Source organism: Planococcus sp. ISL-110, assembly GCF_018613575.1.
Taxonomy (GTDB): domain Bacteria; phylum Bacillota; class Bacilli; order Bacillales_A; family Planococcaceae; genus Planococcus.
Map to the genome: position 1 here is coordinate 85,979 of NZ_JAGGPX010000015.1, position 17,103 is coordinate 103,081.

A 17,103-nucleotide genomic window follows, 5' to 3' on the forward strand; every position below is an offset into this window, starting at 1 on the left:
GGAAATACAAGAATCCTATTGTTGATTATTGCGTTATATCTTTAATTTGAAAAGGGCTAAAAAAAGATGGTAAAATTGAATTATTTGACATATAATAATGAAAATCTGAAAAAGGTAAACTTCACCGAAAGGGAAGGACGCAAAGCCATGAGCCTAACCGCCTAAAAAGCGTAAGGTTGTCAGGTTGCCTGGGTTCTCGTTCTGTGAGCCACGGCTGACAGAACGGGAGGATGCGGAAAAATGAAGAAAATAATGATAGCGGGTGTATGGTTGTTGTTTATGATGACACAAAATGGTTTTGATGCGCAAGCTGCTGAGGTGGATATCAAAGCCACCTGGCTATGGAATCCATGGATGATTTACAGTGATGAAGCGGGGACACTTGCTTTTCTGGAAAGTAAAGAGCTCAACAAGGTCTACGTACAAATTGATGCAGATATACCGGCCGGTGTTTATCAAAGCTTTATCGAAAAAGCGGGAGCTGCCGGCATAGCCATCTACGCACTGGACGGAGCTGCTGACTGGGTAGCCCCGAAAGGTTTTGCCGAACAGGATCGGTTAATGTCCTGGCTATTGGCCTATCAGCAAGGGGCTGCTCCGGCTCAAAAATTCGCCGGTGTCCACCTGGATGTAGAGCCCTATCTTTACAGCGGCTGGAACACCAACAGGGCAGCAACCGTGAAGTCTTATCAAACATTACTGACAAAAGCCAAATCGAGCACAGCTGCATTGAACTTGCCGCTCGAAGCAGATCTGCCTTTTTGGTTCGATGAAATCTCCTACAAAAACACCTATGGCAAAGGGGTACTCGCTGAATGGGTGATTGCCAACACCCAAAGCGTTACCCTCATGGCTTACCGGGATTCAGCAGCCATGATCACAGAGCTTGTGAAAAATGAAGTAGCCTATGGAGAAAAACATGGAAAACCGGTAGTGGTGGGAGTTGAAACCGGCCAGACCGATGAAGGGGATGCCATTTCTTTCTATGAAGAAGGAGAAGCCTTTATGGAGGCTGAACTATCTGCAGTGTCGGCCCATTATGCCGGAGCAAAGGGATTTGGCGGCATCGCCATCCATCACGTCGACAGCTGGAAGACGATGGCCCCGTGAAGACAAAGTTCAGTAGAATATTATCCACGGAACGTTAAAGCTGGATAAAAACAAGGTAAACAGCAAGGTTGGCCGATTCGGCTAAACCCTGCTGTTTTTTTGGCAGTTAAAAAAAGTGAAATATGATATGATATCCATAAATTATGAGTTTTTATAAATTATTTTAGAAATATTTGTATGTAGAAAATATGTGCAAGGTGTCTCTGAAAAGGAGAGTTATGAATGATCGGAATTTTTATAGGGGTTGTTTTCAGTTTGCTGGGAATTCAATTGCTGATTTTAGCTTTGTTGATCGGCTGGAAAATGAAAAATTTGGCTGCAGAAAATAACATGAAAAAAATGATGGAAATCCTAAAACCTCAATTCCAGAAATATATAGAAGGGACAGAGCCGATTGAGCCGGCTTTGCCTGTCGCAAAAAAAAATCGTTTCAAGCTTATGGAAACGATGCTTGATGAATTTTTAACCGAAGATTTTCAGGGAGAACAGAAAGCAAAGATCCACCTGCTGGCAGACAAGCATTTAGCCGAACATTACAGACGTGTCTTGAAAAAAGGGCAATGGGCAGAACGCATCAACGCGCTGTACTTTATCGAGGATTTCCGGCTTTTTTCATTAAAGGAAGAGGTCTACCAGCATTTCATGAAAATCAGCAAGCGGGATGAAGAGTTTCGCCAATGCATTCGTGTCTGTGCCACATTGCAAGAAGCCAGGCTAATGGATGCGGCCATCGAAAGCAGGGACTTGTCGTTTGGAATGATCAAGGAGTTGTTATACCGTCTGGATGAAGATTTATTAAAGATGACACTGGAACGGATGCAATTAAAAGAGGATATTTCAGAGAATATGCTTTACGCATTTATCACATTCAGTGGAGAACACCAAATTGGTATGCTCTTTCCGTTTGTCGAGAGGAAATTGCGGGATGAGCGCAAGGAGGTCCGTTTGAAAGCTATGAGCAGTTTGTGTTATTACAAAGAAATGGCAGACCCTGCTATCCTTTTGGGATTTTTTGGTTCGGAACACTGGCAGGAGCGGATGTATGCAGCCAAGCTGACGGGCGCCTGCCATTTTGAGCAGTACAAGCAAAATTTGGTCGACCTGCTGTCAGACAATGTGTGGTGGGTTCGCTTTGCTGGGGCTGAAAACATTAAAGTCTTTAAAGATGGAAACAAGATGCTTGAGCAGGCAGCGGCTGATCATACGGATGCATATGCCAGGGATATCGCCAAACATATGCTGACAAGGGAAGGCGGGAACCTGACATGAGCGGAACCGGAATCACAGTATTCATCGAAATTATTTCCTGGGCAATAATCGGCTATATGCTCTTGGCTGGAGCGATTTACTTGGTTCTTTTCCTGGTCGCCAGCCCGAAAATAAACAAAGAGAAAAAATTGAACCGCCAGGAACAAATCGAGGAAATGTCGATCAATAAAGACACCTACCCAATCTCCATTCTGGTTCCTGCCTATAACGAGGAAGCGGGAGTGGTCAGTACAGTCCGATCCTTATTGGATTTGAATTACCCCCAATATGAAATCATTGTGGTCAACGATGGTTCCACGGACAGAACCAGTGAAAAGGTGCTGGCTCAATTTGGAATGGAACCGATCGAGTTGGCCATCCGAACATATTTTAAAACCGGTGAAATCAAGCGCGCCTATCGCTCAACCCTTCACCCGCATTTGTTTTTAATTGAAAAAGAAAATGGCGGAAAAGCGGATGCCTTGAATGCCGGAATTAACTTCTCGCGGTATCCATATTTTGCGGCAATTGACGGGGATTCGATTCTTGAGCAGGATGCTTTGCTGAAAACCATGAAACCGATTATTGATTCCAGCGGGATGGTGACAGCCACAGGTGGGACCGTGAGAATTGCCAATGGCTGCAAGATCAATCGTGGTGTCATCGAGCAGGTGGCGTTGCCTAAAAAGCCGTTGGAAGTCATGCAGATTATCGAGTACTTCCGCGCCTTCCTGATTGGGCGACTCGGCTTTAGCCGGGTCAATATCCTGTTGATCATTTCCGGCGCATTCGGCGTCTTTGAAAAAAGCCGTGTCATCAAAGTCGGCGGCTATAAAACGGATACCGTTGGAGAAGATATGGAATTGATTGTCCGATTGCATCGTTCCATCAAAGACGAAAAATCGAAACAGCGGATCGAATACATCCAGGATCCGGTTTGCTGGACAGAAGCTCCGAGCACTGTAGCTTCCTTGCGTGCACAGCGCATCCGCTGGCAAAGAGGCCTTGCGGAAACGCTATGGACGCATCGCGGAATGCTGTTTAACCCAAAATACAGGGGAATCGGATTGTTTTCGATGCCTTATTACGTCTTTATTGAGCTATTGAGTGCAATCTTTGAAGTGGCTGGCTATTTCATCATTATCGGCGGACTGGCCTTTTCCTTAATTGAGACGGATATTGCAGTTATCATGCTGCTGGTGATGGTGCTGTATGGCTCGCTGTTGTCCGCGCTTGCGGTGCTGCTCGAGGAATGGACTTATCATAAATATCCGACCGTCAAAAGCATCCTCGTCCTCTACGTCTATGCACTGACCGAGACATTCTGGTACCGGATCCTGATGAATTTCTGGCGTGTCCAGGGCTTGTTTTATGCATTTAAGAAAAAATCCGTATGGGGAGACATGGAAAGAAAAGGTGTTTTCTCCGATGAAGCACAAAAAGAAGAGAGCCTGTAACCGGCTCTCTTCTTTTTGTGCTGCTTGGTTTGCGTCAGTTTGTCTCGCCAAAGGTTTTCTGAAGAATGTAATACGATTGCTTCAGCCGCTCCTCGGATTGCGGCAAGCCCCACGTGTCCCATGTGTACTGTGCGGCTTGAGACGCATCAAAAGTTTCAACCGTTTTTCCGTTATCTCCGGTTAGGGTAGCTGCGACATCGAGCCCTTCAATCGTTTCGGAAGCTTCGATGCCATCTTTCTGAAGGTCTCCGATAAATTCCCGTTTTGCCGGGTCTTTGGCATTCAGCAGCATCCACGGAATCCGGATTTCCATGATTCCGGTCTTTTTATCATAATAATAATCATTCAAGGAATCGTAGTCTTCATGCTCCGGGTTGGCGATGCCGAATCGGAGTATGCCTGTTTCATAGGCATCAAATGGATACACTTCGCCGGTGTCTGGGCGAACAAACTCTTTATTCAAAGCCAAGCGGATCGGATGGAAGGCCGACTCAATCTTTTCTTCTTCCGGAATCATCTCCAACCGCTCGTGATAATCATAGTAGAAAGTGTCGTAATCGCCAGCCACCAACAAACGTGACTGATCCAATCCTTCAACTTTCATGTGAAAATCCGCCAGAAATTCCGTGTTCTCCAAAGCATCAACTGCGATGCCTCCGTCTTCTCGGACGCTGAAATAAAGGTTGAAAACCTGCTTGTCCCACCAGGTTTTATTGGCTGGATCGAATTGGGTTTTAATGTAGACATACCGCTCATCCGAATCTATCTCCAGCGTTCTGAGCGCTCCATCATCCTTTTCGTACAGGATTTGGCCCTCTGTCCAATCGTCCACACCGTCGACTTTCACTTTATGGCGATCAAAGCTCAACAGGCCGAATTGCTGCTCGTTGGTTTGGGCATTGGACCAGAATGGCCGTTCGTTTGGATTGTCATAATCCATCGTATTCCATGTGCGCTTGAACCATTCGTCCTGCCAGGTGAAAACCATGCCGCCCATCATACCTTCTTCGAGAATATCTTCGTACAAACGGCTGACAATCTTGCCCTGCTGCTGTTCAGAAATAAATCCCTGATTCCAGCCGAACGGATTTTCATGGGTCATGCCGCGCGAAGCCGGAACGCCGAATTCGGCGATGACGATTGGCATGTAGTGGGAATCATTTAAATCTTTCAAGTAACCTGCGTAATTGTTGAATTCGCCCCGATGGTCAACGAATTCGATATAGCGTTCATCCAAGTTTAGAAAATCAGGGTAGTACGGATACACATGGTAGGACGCAAACATGCCGACCGTGTCTGTCACGCCTTTGGTTTTGATGTGATTCGGATCGACAGTGGCCATGTCTTCCTGTTCAGTCGGCTCTGCGGGCTGATCGATATTGTCCGTCGTTACCCAGTTGGTGAAGCTGAGCGGGCGCATGCTTTGGTATTTGTCCAACTCGTACTTAGCAAGGTGGTCCAATTGCTGCGCAAGCCAATGCTCCATCGGATTGGCTCTTTCTGTGTATACGTGGGTGCCCTCGTAATCACCCAGGTCCGGATAATCAATCTCCATCTGATGAACCGTCAAGGGAAACCATTCGATGCCGATCATCCAGCCGATGACGTAGGAGGAGATATTGGTCTTATAAGTTCCGTAGGAGTGGCCAGGTTCTGGTTCTACGACTGCGTCACCGTGGATGACGTCCACGATTTTTTTGACCTCAGCCTCGAAGCGCTCAGTAATTTCGGGGGTAAAGGCATCTAAGGTCTCCACCAAAGGCTCCTCGTCAATCCAGACGCCATGATGCAGGTAAAGCGGTTCTTTTGCGCTGGCATTATAGGCAGCAAACGCTTCATAGAAAGCTGGAGGATGAAGCGTATAGACGCGGACCGCATTGGCATTCATCTCGCCGATGGCTTTGAACCAGCGGTCATACTCTTCGCGCGTAATCGCGGCTTCTCCAGGAAATGTCCCAGGTTTGGCCATTCCCATATTGATGCCTTTGATGGTGAACGGCTGCCATTCGCCATCCTGATACACTTCGAATGCCTGTCCGTTTACACGGGAAGGATAAACAATGCCATCCGTCTCGGCTGCAGTTGTTTTAACCGTTTCAAACTGTGTTTTTTTATCTACTGTATTTGCCAAAATGGTTTCCATCAGTGGGACGTAAGTCTGCCAGTAAAAACTCTTTTCGGCATCCAGCGATTCCATGGAAATGAAGGAACGCAGTTTCGAGAAGCCGGAATAGCGATAGAAGCCTGGGGTGTCGTCAATATCGACAAAATCCCCCGCGAAGTAATAAAGGTCTGCTCCATGCTTGGATTGATGGAACACAGCTGGGAAGTTCTCCGGAATGCCGGCTGTTACCAACTTCTCGCTGCCTGCACTTTCGAGATCCCATTGGTAGTCGGCCAGAACCTCGGTGCCTGCAGCCGGCTGGTTGATATCAAACCAATAGCCGAAAGAAGGGCTGTCCGCTAAATCGAACCGGTCAGTGCCCTGTTCGGTGAAGGCAAGGTGAAGTCCGTCAGTGCCGACTTCGCCGGCTTCTTCGGAAAGCACCACAATTTCGCCGTCGGCATCATTGACCAAGACAAATCCAGCGCCTTCGAAATTCCATTTCACATCGTTTTCTTCATAGTTGTCTACAATCCACTGAGGAACTTCGCCTTCAGGAGAATGGAGGTCCACAAAGTGGCGTCCGCTCCAACCGCTCCATTCCAGTCCCAGAAACTCATTCATGTCCTGCGCGACTGCTTTTGCAGTGGGGGAGGCGAAGGTATTAAACTCCACAACCAAATCGGTGCCTTGAGATTGAACCTGCTTTTTGATGGTCTGCCATTCGTTCATTTGGAGTCCACCGGTAATCATGGACGAACTGCCCGGTGTTTTTTCCGCTGATTGCCACGGCAGATCTTCTTCATAGACACCGTAGGAATCTGCCAGGTAAATGAGATCAGTTCCGGATAAATCTTCAGGCAGCTCACGGATGGTGTAGCTTTCTGCTTCTTCATCCGGAACAAAACCGTAATAATCGCTATCTGCCTGGTATGTGCCTTGAGACTCTGATACATAGCGGTGGTGGTTCAACAGCCAGGTCAGCCCTTTATGTTCCCGGTAACTTTCGGTCGGAACCGTCTTATCGATGATTGCAATATTCACTCCTTTTTCTTCCTGAAAAAACCAGATTATAATAGGGAATCCAAATAAAATAACCACTGCCAAAAGGGACAGAAGCACCGTCTTCATTGATATCACTCTTTTCTCTTCCAAAATACAACTCGAAATTATTATAGCTTAAAAATTGGTTAAAATAGAAATGAATTACCTATTTTTTCAAAATAAAAAAGACCCGACACAGTCGGGTCTTTTGAGGGGGATTATTAGTTTTAAACGCTGCTTTCTTCCTGATAAACGGGTACCCAGCCTTCAGTTGTGACGAAGATCCGAATGGCCACGACTTTCCGGTCTTCAGAGAGTGTAAAGTAATGCGTGATGTTTTCAGGAACCGAGATCAAGTCACCTGGTGTCAGGTGGACTTCGAAGTAGCGTTCGTCTTTGCCTTGAATAATGAAGACACCATGCCCACTGACAATATAGCGCACTTCGTCGTCGGTATGAATGTGTTTGCGCTGGAAATTCTTCAGCAGCTCATCCAATTTCGGGTTGGAGTCTGACAGGGATATGATATCCGCTGCCTGGTAGCCGCGGCGCTCTGAGATGTCATCGATTTCTGTTTTGAATGCTTGAAGGATTTCGTCTTTGTCTTCATCACTCAAATCGAATTTTTCGCGAAGAGGCTCTGGCAATTTATTGATGTCCCAATGTTCATAAACGACTTCCTGCTGCTCCAGAAATGCGGCCACGTCCGTTTGCGCCTCGATTGTATCATTTGTTCCTTGAAATTTAATGATAGCCATGCCAATCTTCCTCTCTTATTTTAAATGTAGTTGCAACGCCAATTGGTATTGAAATAAAAACTCACAGGCCTCGAGCAGTTTTTTTGCTTCAAAGCCATCTTTACCCCAGACAGTGATGCCATGGTTGCGGATCAGCACCGCTCCTTTGTCAGCTGTAATATAAGGATCAAATGCTTTGGCAAGATTTGGAATATCGGCGTAATTAGGGATGATGGGGATGGTCAGTACCGCATCCTCTTCCCATAATCCGAAAGCCTTGATCAATTCTTGTCCCTGGAAATCGATTTTTCCGGCATCGCCGTATAATTCGGAAATGACGTTATTGGCGACGGTATGCACATGCAGGCTGCAGCCAGCCTCCGTCTTCCCATAAATCGCACAATGCAATAAGGTTTCAGCAGATGGCTTTAGTGGTGTTTCGCCAGCAGGCTGGCCATTGGCGTCAACAAGCAAAAAGTCTTCGTCGGTGCGTTTTTTCTTGTCTTTGCCGCTGGCAGTGACAAGGAATTCGAGCGGTTGGTCCGCCACTTTAATGGCAAGATTGCCGCTGGTGCCCATGAACCAGTCGCGAACGGCCAGTTCGTCTTTAACATCCGCCAGTTCCAGCCATTTTTCACGTAATGCGGTCATGACTTCACTCCTATATAATCATCAACAATTGCGATGACTTCATGGAAAGTTTCAAACGGCTCATAATCGATGCCGGCCTTTTTGCATTTTTCAGCCAGTAAATCCCTGGCTATGACAAAGTTGGCTTCTTTAGCAGCTTCCCAGTCACTGATGGAATCCCCAATGACAATGCTTTTGGTGCCGTTATCCAAAAGATCCCGGATGACCGATGGCTTACAGCAGCCGCAGCCTTGGCTGGTGCAGGCTTCGTCACAGCCATGCGGAAATTCCAGGTTGATGAGATCTCCCGAGAAATCGGCACTATTGCAATAGATGTCATCAAAAGGCCCAAAAGGTTCAAGCAACGGATAGACGAAAAAATCAATGCCGCCGCTGACAATGTATAAAGAAAGCTGCTGTTTTTTCGCATAGGCGACAAAATCACTAAAGCCTTCCCGTATTTCCGCCTGCTCCAGAACATAGGAAATGATGTCTTCTTTTGCCGAAACCGGGAGCAGAGAAAACATTGTCGCGACACCCTCACGTATTGAGATGGATTGGTCAAGGATCTGGTCTTTGACCGGTTCCCAGCCCGGCGGATCAAATTTCTTCATGATGGCGATGATATTGTCATTGGCTGTAATCGTGCCGTCAAAATCGCAGAAAATAATCGGTTTGTTCAATCTTTTCACCCCCATAACTCAAGTGCAGTTTGCAATTCTTTATGCTGTTTGCCGGCATTCTGCAAGGTTTCTCCCTGCAGTACCGCATCAATAGCTTGTCTGAATGCCCGTCCGCCGCCAGCTGCTCCAGCGGGATGTCCGTGGACACCGCCGCCGGCATTGATGACACTGTCGATTTCATAATCAGCCAACAGCAAAGGCACAAGGCCCGGATGGATCCCGGCGGATGGCACCGGGAAACTGCGTTTCAGTGGACTATCCCTCGTCAGTTCTTTGCCGAGTTCCAGTGCCGCTGTTTTCTCCAATGCGACACTGCCGTATGGTGAAGGAAACAGTGAGAAATCTGCGCCGGCATAGCGGATCAATTTTCCAAGTGCGAGCGGCGTGGCAAGACCATAGAAGGCTGAGGAGGTAAAGGCACCACTAAAAGCGGGATGCGCCATTAGCGGCAAACCGACTTCATCATCTTCAGCGAGTTCCTGCAGCACATCCAGCCCATATGCATGGACGTTGAACAATAAGGCATCGGCTCCGAGTTCGCGTGCTTTTCGTGCTTTTCCTCTCAGTTCGGAAGTTCTGCCTGACAGATTCACCGCATAAAGCGTGCGATGGCCGGTTTCTTCATATACACGATCCAGCACCCGTTTGCCTGTGATGATGCGGCTTTCGAATGGAGTCAGCGGATTATCAAATAAAATTTCGTCGTCTTTGACGAGGTCCACGCCACCTAATGCCTGCTCGCGCAATTGAGCAGAGAGGAAATCCATGTCACGGCCGATGACGCCTTTGAAAATACTCATCAGAAGCGGCCTTCCACTTACACCGAGTGTGTTGCGGATTTCTTCGATGCCAAAGCGCGGTCCGGGAAAATGGCTGAGCAGCTCATGGCTGAAATCCAGATCCAATAGCTTCACTTCGCCATCCAGTGATAATTTTCCGAAAACAGTAGTGAGGATAGCGGGCAGATCGGCCGAGAAATTAACGCTCGGGTAGGCAATCTCAAGTTCAGCCTTTATCAGATCCGGTTTCAGTGGATGGCTGTCTTCCACAAATTCCTTGATGGAAATAACATTTCCTTTATGGTGTTTCAGCTGTTCCTGTTCGAGCAGCGGCAAATCGGTCCAGGAACCGATCGTCAGTCCCAACGCGATGCCTTCCGCTTTTTTCTCGAAGGAGCCAGGCTTACCGTACACTTGATAAGTAGCAGTCAATACGCTCATCTATTCCACACTCCCATGCAAATTTAAAAAATAAAAACCTCTTCAAATAAGAAGAGGTTAAGGGCGTTAACAACTTCTTATTTCTCAGCCATCGGTTCTGGCTGCAAGAATTAGCACCGTGTCCATCAATGGACCGGTTGCCGGGTATCATAGGGCTTGTCCCTCCACCTGCTCTGAATAAGAAAGATATGAAATTGGGTAAATTATTTTTATAGAGGTTCAACGATTTTTCTAGTAGTACTAAACATATGCTTCTGCAAAGAAGCAGTCGTTCCAGGCGGACGCTTTCCACGGGCATGGCCTCTGCCGCTTTGCTCCGCCACTGCTCCCGCAGGAGTCGCCGCCTTTCACTCTTTCTTCTAAGCATCATCAATATAAATGGAGATTTTTTTACATCACCACTCGGAGATGGAGCAAACCAACGGAGACTCCCGCGGGAAAGCGAGACAGCCGAGACCCCGCAAGGAGCGAAGCGACTGAGGAGGCTTGGCGCTCGCCCGCAGGAAAGCGTAGTTGGTTTGCGGAATCTCATATAGAAATATATATAACTCAAAATAATAAATTCGATTGAATACAGTAAAGTAATTCTGATTATTTCATGAGCGTAGAAATCTGTCAACACCGTTATTGCAAAATTGTTTTTATTGGGAAAAATGGATTGACAGTCAATTCTGAATCGTGATAGGATTCTTTTCATAACTTAATTGAATAACACGTAGTACTCTTATCAAGAGCTGGCAGAGGGATTTTGGCCCGATGACGCCCAGCAACCGACCGTAATACCGTTGTGAGACGGGGCGCTTTGGCGCCAGGATGCAAATCCTGCAAGGCACGGTGCTAATTCCATCAGAAATGTATTTCTGAAAGATAAGAGGCATGGGATCTCTTATTCTGGCCTCTTTCTTTTATGAAAGAGGCTTTTTATATTGCAGATGAAAGGAAGATCCATGATGACTCTTACTGTTCCAACTACTTACAAGGCATTAACCGAAGAGACAGCCATCGCATTGGCAAGGGCTGCCCATACCTTTGATCACGGTGCTCAATTGACCTGCCGGGAGATCGGCGACGGCAATTTAAATTATGTCTTCCAAATTGAAGACCCGAATATAGGCAAGCGGCTGATCATCAAGCAGGCATTGCCGTATGCCAAGATTATCGGTGAAAGCTGGCCGCTGACATTGAAGCGGGCGACGATTGAAGCCAATGTCCTGAAAAAGCACGGAGAGTTTGTTCCGTCACTGGTGCCGGCTGTTTATGCGACGGATGAACAGCTGGCCATTACCATGATGGAGGATTTGTCCCACTTGCAGATTGTGCGGGAAGGCTTGATACACGGACGGAATTTCCCAAGGCTGTCGCAGGATATTGGCGAATATTTAGCACTGACTTTATTCCATACATCGGATTACGGTTTGCATCCTTTTGAAAAAAAGCGTTTGGCTGCGGAGTTTTCCAATCCCGAGCTGTGCAAGATTACAGAAGACCTTATTTTTACGGATCCGTTCTTTGACCTCGATACCAACGATTACGAACCACAGCTTCAATCAGCGGCCGAGGCAATTTGGAGCGATCGGAAGCTGCAGCTGGAAGTGGCTAAATTAAAGAAAAGCTTTTTGACCGAATCGGAAGCCCTGCTGCACGGCGACCTTCACACAGGCAGTATTTTTGCGAGCCAGACGGAAACAAAGGTCATCGATCCGGAGTTCGGCTTTTACGGCCCAATCGGATTTGATGTCGGCTTGTTTCTGGCCAATCTGATTTTTCAGTCCATCACACGCGAAGGCGAAGGTCGCCAAGTGATTGTGGAGGATATTGGAAAGACATGGGAAGTTTTCGCTGCTTCTTTCGCCGAGTTGTGGATAAAACACAGCGTGGAATCGTTCAGGGACACAGAAGGCTACCTGGAGTATGTGCTGGAGAAAGTGTTGACAGATGCGGCCGGTTTTGCAGGCTGCGAATTGATTCGCCGGACGATCGGCTTGGCGCATGTTAAGGACCTGGACAGCATCGAAGACACGGAAAAAAGAATCCACTCTAAGAAGCAGGCGCTGGAGACAGGGCGCGCTTTGATCCTGCAGCGCCAAGGGATAGCATCAATCAATGATGTGCTGCAAATTTTGGGGGAGGCGCGCACATGAGCATTCCTTTGTCCATCAAATGGGACGGCCAGCAGCTGACCATCCTGGATCAGCAAAAACTGCCGCATACCATTGAATACTTGATGCTTGAAACCGTCGAAGACGTATACGAAGCAATCTTTTCATTGAAGGTTCGCGGAGCACCCGCGATCGGCATCACCGCAGCATACGGACTGGCCGTGGGGGCCAAGCGCCATGACACGGATTCACTGGAAGCCTTTGGGCAATACGTAGAAAAAGATGCGGCGTACCTGAATTCTTCCAGGCCAACTGCAGTCAACCTCGGCTGGGCGCTCAGCCGTCTGAAAGACAAAGTCCTGGAGGCGGAGAACGTGCCGCAGGCAAAACTGTTGCTGCTGGCAGAGGCTGTGAAGATTCACAAGGAAGATGAAGCGTCCTGCCGCAGCATCGGTGAGCATGCACTGGTGTTATTGCAGGGGCAAACGCGTGTCATGACCATCTGCAACGCCGGTTCGATTGCTACGGCCAAATACGGCACTGCCTTAGCGCCGTTTCATCTTGGCAGCGAGCGTGGCCGCGGATTTGAAGTGTTCGCCTGCGAAACCCGGCCGATTTATCAAGGTGCACGCCTGACGGTTTGGGAGCTGCAGCAGTCCGGAGTTGACGTTACGTTAATCACCGATAGCATGGCCGCGCACACCATTGGAGCAAAAGGAGTCGAAGCCATCATTGTCGGCGCCGACCGCATTGCAGCCAATGGCGATACCGCGAACAAAATCGGAACTTATAATCTGGCGTTATTGGCTGCTGCATTCGGCATTCCGTTTTACGTGGCAGCCCCGGCTTCAACTTTCGATTTGTCGATAGAAGACGGCACCGCGATTCCGATCGAAGAGCGCAACCCCGAAGAAATCACCCACATGAACGGGCAGCCGGTAGCGCCGCTTGGCACAAAAGTATTTAATCCGGCATTCGACGTGACACCGGCACAGCTCATTACCGCAATCATTACTGAAAAAGGCATTATCCAACCCGACTATCAAAAAAACATCCCTGATTTGCTTGGTGCAACTGCAGGAAAAGGAGAAAAACTATGAAAAAACAATCCATTTGGCTGCTTGCCGCACTCTTATTAATCAGTATTTTATTGGCTGCATGCCAGCCGCAGGGGGACGTCAGTGAAGAAACAACATCTTCAGATACCGAAGCTGAAGCCTCAGACCATCCGCTTGCAGGCAAGGAAATCGCATTGATCATGCAAATCAATCTTGGAACATTTTCAGCTCAATATATTGCCGGGGTGGAAGAACAAGTAGAGAATTTCGGCGGAAAAGCGACCGTTTTCACCTCTGAAGGAGATTTGGCGAAAATGGCGTCCAACCTTGATGCCGCAATCAACCAGGGCGTCGACGGCATCTTGATTGATCACGGAACAAAAGAAGCATTGAACCAGGGAGTGGAAAAAGCGCTGGAAGCTGGGATTCCGGTAGTGGCGTTTGATACAGGCATCGACGTGGAAGGCGTTGTTTCTTTGGAGCAGGGCGACCAGAAGATGGCTGAAATGACTTTGGAAAAATTGGCGGAAGATAATGATGGTGAAGCCAATATCGTCAAAATTTGGACAGCAGGCTTTGCGCCAATGGAAAGGCGCCAGATTGCCTACGAAAAATTCATGACTGACAATCCAGGCATCCAGGAAGTCACGGCATTTGGTTCTGCTACTGACAACACGGCTCTGGATACGCAATCACAGATGGAAGCTGTGTTAAAGCAATACCCGAACGAAGGCGAGATCACAGCGGTCTGGGCTTCTTGGGATGAATTTGCAAAAGGTGCCGTCCGTGCAATTGAACAGGCAGGGCGTACAGATATTAAAGTTTACGGCATTGATATGAGTGACGAGGATCTGCAATTGATGCAAAAAGAAGAGAGCCCGTGGCTTGCTTCTGCAGCTGTCGATCCTGCGGATATCGGACGCATTCAAGTGCGTTACCTGTATCAGCTGCTGAACGGCGAACAACCGGAAGAAAAAGTAGTCTTGGAGCCTGTATTTATTGAGGCGGAGAACTTGCCGGAAAAAACGGTGACAACTGATGAGTTGAGCGAATACGTAGAAGGCTGGGGAGCAAGCGACCAGGGCTACACAGAGGACCTGCGCGAATTGGAAGGCCAATAATCTTCATCATTTCGAGCTGTCCTGAAAGATGGGGACAGCTTTTTTATCAGAAAGGGGCATTCTTATGGCAGATCCTTTACTTTCGATGACCGCCATCGGAAAGAAATTCGGCACAGTGACGGCGCTTCAAGGAGCAGAGTTCCAATTGGAAAAAGGGGAAGTCCATGCCATTCTTGGCGTCAACGGTGCAGGAAAAAGCACATTGATCAAAATTCTTTCGGGCGTCTACCAACAGGATGAAGGAATAATCTACCTAGACGGCGCCGCCATTCGGCTGGAATCGCCGAAGGCAGCCAAAGAGCAGGGGATTTACTGCGTCTATCAGGAAGTGGATACCGCTATTGTGTCCGAGCTGACCGTTGCGGAAAATATTCTGCTTGATACATTTGCAGAAAAGGGAAACTTGTTCGTTTCGCGGCAAAAAATCAATGACCGCGCCCGTCAGGTACTGCACGAGCTTCAGGCGGACAGCATCAATGTCCAGCAGAAAGCGGCGCGCCTGACATTGGCGGAAAAGCAGATGGTGCTGATTGCGAGAGCATTGGTCCATTCGGCGAAAATCATCATTTTTGATGAACCGACGGCGCCGCTGTCGATTCATGAATCGGAAAAACTGTACACAGTCATTGAGAAATTAAAAGCACAGGGCGTCGGGTGCGTCTTCATTTCCCATCGCCTGCCGGAAGTGTTTGAAATCAGCGACCGGATCACGGTCATGCGGGAAGGTGCTCTTGTCAAAACCTATGATACGGCTCAAGCCGATCAGGACGAGGTAATCGAAGCCATGCTCGGGGCGGCACTCAGCCATGAATTGGAACCGCGGGCGCATGATATCGGAACGGCCTTGCTGGAAGTGGCGAATTTATCGGACGGCCAAAAGCTCAAGGATTTGTCGCTGACAGTGGCAGCAGGCGAAGTGGTGGGTGTCGTCGGACTGGTAGGTGCCGGCAAAACGGAACTCGCCAAAGCGTTGTTCGGCGGAACCCCTTTAACATCCGGAACGATTAAACTTGCAGGAAAGACCGCCAAGATCAAACATCCGGCAGACGCCATCAAAGCAGGGATGGCGCTGATTCCCGAAGAACGCCGAAAAGAAGGCTTGTTTGTCCAGGAATCGCTTGAGGCCAATGCGTCATTTCCCAACCTGAAAAAATTCTCCAAGCGTCTGTTGATAGACCGGCAAGCCGAAAAGCGTTTTGCCAATGAAATCATTGAGCGGCTGCGCATCAAAACCGACAGTACAGATACACCGCTTGTCCATTTGAGCGGCGGAAACCAGCAAAAAGTGGCCATCGGCAAATGGATCTCACTCGATTCCACCCTGTACCTGTTTGATGAACCGACCAAAGGCGTTGATATCGGCGCCAAAGTCGATATTTTTAAATTGATCCGCCAACTGGCCGAAAGCGGCAAAGGGTGTTTGTATTTTTCAAGTGAAATTCACGAAGCCATCGGAATTTCCGATCGCATTCTCGTAATGTACAACGGTCAAATCGTGAAAGAATTGTCACGACAAGAAGCGACCCAAGAAAGGATTTTATTGTATGCAAGTGGCGGAAAAGAAGAACTTGGGGAAAAACCAGAGCTCGGTGAAAGAAAACGCGATTCAGTTTCTATTTAAATATGGTGCTATTGCCCTCCTCATTTTTATTATTTTTTACTTCAGCACCATTAGTGACTCCTTTTTCACATACGGCAATTTCTCGGACATTCTGCGCTCGATTTCCATTGTTACCTTATTGGCTCTAGGGGTGACGTTCACATTGGTGGTGGATGGCTTTGATCTGTCTGTCGGTTCGACGATGTCGTTATCGACGGTCGTTTCTGCTTCCTTGATGGTCTGGTACGATCTGCCTTTATGGCTCGTGCTGATCTTACCGTTACTGATCGGTGTATTGGTCGGAGCCGTCAACAGCTTTCTCATCGTGGTCATCGGCATTCCGGATCTGCTGGCGACCTTGAGCATGATGTATATCGTAGCGGGCTTGCACCGGACGTATACGGAAGGCTATTCGATCTACAATAATATGCCGTTGACTTCAGGCGGAACCGCCCCTGGTCAATTGTCGGAAGCCTTTCTGTGGATTGGCCAGGGACAGATGCTGGGCCTGCCGGTTCCTGTATGGATCATGCTGATAATGGTCCTCGCTTCCTATGTAGTGCTTAACCATACACGCTGGGGAAGAGTGCTGTATATGACCGGTGGAAATGCCGAAGCGGCTACGCTGTCAGGCGTCAGCGTCAAAAAAGTGAAGTTTACGGCTTATGTGGTATCGGGCGTTTTTGCTTCGATGGCGGGCATCCTGTTCACGGCGCGTGTGGGTTCGGGGCAGATTGATGCCGGGGCTCCATTGATGATGGAAGCAGTCGCCGCTGTCTTTGTCGGCTACTCCGTTTTGGGGGCAGGCAAACCAAATGCGCTGGGCACATTTTTCGGTGCCGCAGTTATTGGCATTCTGCTGAACGGCTTGACGATACTGAACCTACCTTATTACGCTTTTGACATCATTAAAGGCGGCGTTTTGGTTGCTGCACTGGCAGTCACCTATGTTTATGCCAAAAGGAAGTTTTCCAAAGCGTAATTACCCAAAG

The 17,103-nt window shown here is 48.2% G+C and carries 13 protein-coding genes and 3 riboswitches; of the genes, 8 read left to right on the forward strand and 5 right to left on the reverse strand.

Going from position 1 to position 17,103, the window contains the following annotated elements:
* Nucleotides 1-103: 103 nt before the first annotated feature.
* Nucleotides 104-192, forward strand: a riboswitch (cyclic di-GMP riboswitch).
* A 48-nt stretch (nt 193-240) separates the two neighbouring features.
* From J7I83_RS10490 to J7I83_RS10500, 3 genes are all read left to right on the forward strand, one after another.
* Complete coding sequence (locus tag J7I83_RS10490; RefSeq protein ID WP_215100647.1) at nt 241-1,110, forward strand: amidase; 870 nt, start codon at nt 241-243, stop codon at nt 1,108-1,110.
* 222 nt (nt 1,111-1,332) lie between these two features.
* Nucleotides 1,333-2,379: a HEAT repeat domain-containing protein gene (locus tag J7I83_RS10495; protein ID WP_215100648.1), complete on the forward strand. Its 1,047-nt coding sequence runs from the start codon at nt 1,333-1,335 to the stop codon at nt 2,377-2,379.
* Nucleotides 2,376-3,815 carry a glycosyltransferase family 2 protein gene (locus tag J7I83_RS10500; RefSeq protein ID WP_215100649.1) on the forward strand — a complete coding sequence of 480 codons (1,440 nt, stop codon included), beginning with the start codon at nt 2,376-2,378 and terminating at the stop codon, nt 3,813-3,815. The genes J7I83_RS10495 and J7I83_RS10500 overlap by 4 nt, the downstream gene beginning before the upstream one ends.
* A 34-nt stretch (nt 3,816-3,849) precedes the next feature.
* On the opposite strand, the gene J7I83_RS10505 is transcribed toward J7I83_RS10500, so the two are convergent.
* The 5 genes from J7I83_RS10505 to mtnW form a co-directional block, all read right to left on the reverse strand.
* Entirely contained in the window at nt 3,850-7,050 is a 3,201-nt protein-coding gene (locus J7I83_RS10505; RefSeq protein WP_215100650.1) for a hypothetical protein, read from the reverse strand.
* 140 nt (nt 7,051-7,190) lie between these two features.
* Entirely contained in the window at nt 7,191-7,721 is a 531-nt protein-coding gene (locus tag J7I83_RS10510) for a 1,2-dihydroxy-3-keto-5-methylthiopentene dioxygenase (protein WP_215100651.1), read from the reverse strand.
* A 15-nt stretch (nt 7,722-7,736) separates the two neighbouring features.
* Nucleotides 7,737-8,351, reverse strand: coding sequence for a methylthioribulose 1-phosphate dehydratase (locus J7I83_RS10515; protein ID WP_215100652.1), 615 nt, complete (start codon nt 8,349-8,351; stop codon nt 7,737-7,739).
* Nucleotides 8,348-9,013, reverse strand: coding sequence for a 2-hydroxy-3-keto-5-methylthiopentenyl-1-phosphate phosphatase (locus J7I83_RS10520; RefSeq protein ID WP_285228687.1), 666 nt, complete (start codon nt 9,011-9,013; stop codon nt 8,348-8,350). The genes J7I83_RS10515 and J7I83_RS10520 overlap by 4 nt, the downstream gene beginning before the upstream one ends.
* Before the next feature lie 5 nt (nt 9,014-9,018).
* Nucleotides 9,019-10,233: a 2,3-diketo-5-methylthiopentyl-1-phosphate enolase gene (gene mtnW, locus J7I83_RS10525; protein WP_215100654.1), complete on the reverse strand. Its 1,215-nt coding sequence runs from the start codon at nt 10,231-10,233 to the stop codon at nt 9,019-9,021.
* A 74-nt stretch (nt 10,234-10,307) separates the two neighbouring features.
* A riboswitch (SAM riboswitch) is annotated at nt 10,308-10,417 on the reverse strand.
* 537 nt (nt 10,418-10,954) lie between these two features.
* Nucleotides 10,955-11,107, forward strand: a riboswitch (SAM riboswitch).
* 76 nt (nt 11,108-11,183) lie between these two features.
* Between mtnW and mtnK the strand changes: the two genes are divergently transcribed.
* The 5 genes from mtnK (at nt 11,184) to J7I83_RS10550 (ending at nt 17,093) form a co-directional block, all read left to right on the forward strand.
* Entirely contained in the window at nt 11,184-12,374 is a 1,191-nt protein-coding gene (mtnK, locus tag J7I83_RS10530; RefSeq protein WP_215100655.1) for an S-methyl-5-thioribose kinase, read from the forward strand.
* Nucleotides 12,371-13,432: an S-methyl-5-thioribose-1-phosphate isomerase gene (mtnA, locus tag J7I83_RS10535; protein ID WP_215100656.1), complete on the forward strand. Its 1,062-nt coding sequence runs from the start codon at nt 12,371-12,373 to the stop codon at nt 13,430-13,432. Before mtnK ends, mtnA begins: the two co-directional genes overlap by 4 nt.
* On the forward strand, nt 13,429-14,511 hold the full coding sequence (locus tag J7I83_RS10540; RefSeq protein ID WP_215100657.1) for a sugar ABC transporter substrate-binding protein: 1,083 nt from the start codon (nt 13,429-13,431) through the stop codon (nt 14,509-14,511). Before mtnA ends, J7I83_RS10540 begins: the two co-directional genes overlap by 4 nt.
* Before the next feature lie 64 nt (nt 14,512-14,575).
* Nucleotides 14,576-16,132: a sugar ABC transporter ATP-binding protein gene (locus J7I83_RS10545; protein WP_215100658.1), complete on the forward strand. Its 1,557-nt coding sequence runs from the start codon at nt 14,576-14,578 to the stop codon at nt 16,130-16,132.
* The gene (locus J7I83_RS10550; RefSeq protein ID WP_215100659.1) at nt 16,056-17,093 is read left to right on the forward strand and encodes an ABC transporter permease; all 1,038 of its coding nucleotides are present in this window, start codon (nt 16,056-16,058) and stop codon (nt 17,091-17,093) included. Before J7I83_RS10545 ends, J7I83_RS10550 begins: the two co-directional genes overlap by 77 nt.
* Nucleotides 17,094-17,103 lie beyond the last annotated feature (10 nt).

What these genes read in the sequence shown, in the direction of transcription:
- J7I83_RS10505 (WP_215100650.1), bottom strand. Translation starts at nt 7,050, where the DNA reads ATGAAGACGGTGCTTCTGTCCCTTTTGGCAGTGGTTATTTTATTTGGA.
- mtnK (WP_215100655.1), top strand. Translation starts at nt 11,184, where the DNA reads ATGACTCTTACTGTTCCAACTACTTACAAGGCATTAACCGAAGAGACA.
- J7I83_RS10500 (WP_215100649.1), top strand. Translation starts at nt 2,376, where the DNA reads ATGAGCGGAACCGGAATCACAGTATTCATCGAAATTATTTCCTGGGCA.
- mtnW (WP_215100654.1), bottom strand. Translation starts at nt 10,233, where the DNA reads ATGAGCGTATTGACTGCTACTTATCAAGTGTACGGTAAGCCTGGCTCC.
- J7I83_RS10510 (WP_215100651.1), bottom strand. Translation starts at nt 7,721, where the DNA reads ATGGCTATCATTAAATTTCAAGGAACAAATGATACAATCGAGGCGCAA.
- mtnA (WP_215100656.1), top strand. Translation starts at nt 12,371, where the DNA reads ATGAGCATTCCTTTGTCCATCAAATGGGACGGCCAGCAGCTGACCATC.
- J7I83_RS10495 (WP_215100648.1), top strand. Translation starts at nt 1,333, where the DNA reads ATGATCGGAATTTTTATAGGGGTTGTTTTCAGTTTGCTGGGAATTCAA.
- J7I83_RS10545 (WP_215100658.1), top strand. Translation starts at nt 14,576, where the DNA reads ATGGCAGATCCTTTACTTTCGATGACCGCCATCGGAAAGAAATTCGGC.
- J7I83_RS10490 (WP_215100647.1), top strand. Translation starts at nt 241, where the DNA reads ATGAAGAAAATAATGATAGCGGGTGTATGGTTGTTGTTTATGATGACA.
- J7I83_RS10550 (WP_215100659.1), top strand. Translation starts at nt 16,056, where the DNA reads ATGCAAGTGGCGGAAAAGAAGAACTTGGGGAAAAACCAGAGCTCGGTG.
- J7I83_RS10515 (WP_215100652.1), bottom strand. Translation starts at nt 8,351, where the DNA reads ATGACCGCATTACGTGAAAAATGGCTGGAACTGGCGGATGTTAAAGAC.
- J7I83_RS10540 (WP_215100657.1), top strand. Translation starts at nt 13,429, where the DNA reads ATGAAAAAACAATCCATTTGGCTGCTTGCCGCACTCTTATTAATCAGT.